This is a genomic window from Streptomyces sp. SID5910 (assembly GCF_009862125.1).
Classification (GTDB): domain Bacteria; phylum Actinomycetota; class Actinomycetes; order Streptomycetales; family Streptomycetaceae; genus Streptomyces.
Genome location: NZ_WWHX01000315.1, coordinates 1 through 2,017, shown reverse-complemented (window position 1 = coordinate 2,017; position 2,017 = coordinate 1). Strand labels below are relative to the sequence as shown.

At 73.3% G+C, this 2,017-nt stretch carries 2 protein-coding genes; one reads left to right on the top strand and one right to left on the bottom strand.

All coding sequences use genetic code 11. The annotated features are described in order from the left end of the window. Positions 1–454, bottom strand: a 454-nt coding sequence (locus GTW67_RS10750; RefSeq protein ID WP_161164572.1) for an AraC family ligand binding domain-containing protein, incomplete at its 3' end; no start/stop codon positions are given. Positions 455–509: 55 nt separating this feature from the next. On the opposite strand from GTW67_RS10750, the gene GTW67_RS10745 reads away from it, so the two are divergent. Beyond that, entirely contained in the window at positions 510–1,844 is a 1,335-nt protein-coding gene (locus GTW67_RS10745; RefSeq protein WP_346010618.1) for an MFS transporter, read from the top strand. Positions 1,845–2,017 lie beyond the last annotated feature (173 nt).

The following is a 2,017-nucleotide window of genomic DNA, read 5'->3' as shown; positions in this document are numbered from 1 at the left end:
GCTCACGGAGCAGGGGGTCGGTGGGGGCCGGCAGGTGCAGGGGCAGTTCGGGGGAGACGGTGAGCTGGTCGAGCATGACCGCGCGCAGGCGCAGATGGGGCGGGCTGTCGTCGTCGGGGTCGCGGGTGTAGGCGACGACGAGTTCGCGCAGGAGGGGGCTGACGGCGAGGACGGCGGGTTCGTCCAGGCCGAGGGGGTTCTCGGTGGCGGGCAGGCCCACGAGGTGGAGGTCGAGTTCGCCGTGGGCCTGGTGCCGGTGGACGGTGCCGGCGGGGATCCACAGCGCGCGGGTGGCGGGGGCGACCCAGGAGCCGGCGTCGGTGGTCACCGCGATGGTGCCCCGGCTGGCGTAGGCGATCTGGTGGTCGTCGTGGCGGTGCGCGTCGATCTCGCCGCCGGACGCCAGGCGCTGGGTCCGGGTCGGCGCGACAGGGGTGTGGCGGATTTTCTGCATCACCCGTCAATTTATCGGAAGCGCGACACCGGATGGTTCTCGCAGCATGGGAGGGGTGCGAAGGAATACATCGATCTCCCTGCTGGCCGTGGGGCACGCCTGCGTCGACATCTACCAGGGCGCCGTCGCGGCGCTGATCCCGTTCTTCGTGGCCGAACGGGACTACTCCTACGCGGTCGCTTCCGGCATCGTGCTGGCCGCGTCCCTGCTGTCGTCGGTGGCGCAGCCGGTGTTCGGCGCGCTCACCGACCGATGGGCGATGCCGTGGCTGCTGCCGTCCGGCACCCTGCTGGGCGGGGTGGGCATCGCGCTGAGCGGCCTGAACGGCTCCTACGGGCTCACCCTGTTCTTCGTCGCCGTCTCCGGGGTGGGGGTGGCCGCCTACCACCCGGAGTCCGCCCGGGTGGCCCGGCTGGCCAGTGAAGGCAGCCACAGCGCGATGAGCTGGTTCTCCCTCGGCGGCAACATCGGCTTCGCGCTCGCCCCGCTCATGGTGTCGGCCGCGATCGGGCACGGCTCCCTGCGCTGGACCCCCGTCCTCGTCCTCCCGGCCCTCGCCGGCGCCGCCCTGTGCGTGCCCGTCCTGCGGATGCTCGCCCGGTCCCAGGCCGGCGCGGCCAGGACACAGCCGCCCCGGAGCGCGGACGACGTGGCCTCGTTCGTGAAGCTGTCCCTGGCGGTCGTCTTCCGCTCCATCGTCTTCACCGGCCTGAGCACCTTCGTCTCCCTCTACGCCCAGCAGCGCATGGACGGCAGCACCACCGCGGGGACGGTCGCCCTGTTCCTGCTGTTCCTGGGCGGCGCGGTCGGCTCGGTCCTGGGCGGTGCCCTGGCCAACCGCTACGACCGTGTCCGCGTCTCCCGCTGGTCGTACCTGCTCTCCGTCGCCGCCGTCACCGGAGTGGTCTACGCACCCGGCCCGGCCCTGTTCGTCTTCGTGGCCCTCACCTCGGCCGGCCTGTACGTCCCCTTCTCCCTCCAGGTGACGCTCGGTCAGGACTACCTGCCCTCCCGTATCGGCACCGCCAGCGGCGTCACCCTCGGCCTCACCGTCAGCATCGGCGGCCTCGTCAGCCCCCTGCTGGGACACCTCGCCGACTCCACCAGCCTCCGGACCGCCCTCACGCCCCTGATCGCCATGCCCGCGCTGAGCTGGCTCCTCTTCCGTGCCCTGCCAGAACCCACCGCGCCCGGCACCCGGGTCGCCACTGTGCGCGCCTCCGCACGGCAAGGTGGGCAGAGCCAAATGGCCGCCGAGCATGCGGAGGGCGTGGGGGCGGAGGGTTCAGGACGACGTCAGGCGCAGCAGGTGGAGCAGCGCGGTCGTCAGGGCGTCGGCGGCGCCGGCGGTCGCGGCGAGGGCGAGCTGCCGGGCCAGGGGGTTCCGTAAGAGGGCGGCCTGGCGGCGGCGCCGCGTCGCGGTGACGGTCGGGGGCGGGGATCCGGACGGTGTGTGTTCCGGATCGTCTGGGGCTGGGGCCGGGGCGGGGGTCGCGTGGGGCGGCGGGCAGGTGCGGGTCCGTGCGCGGGGCCTGAAGGCCATGCCGTACTCCTCGATGGGTG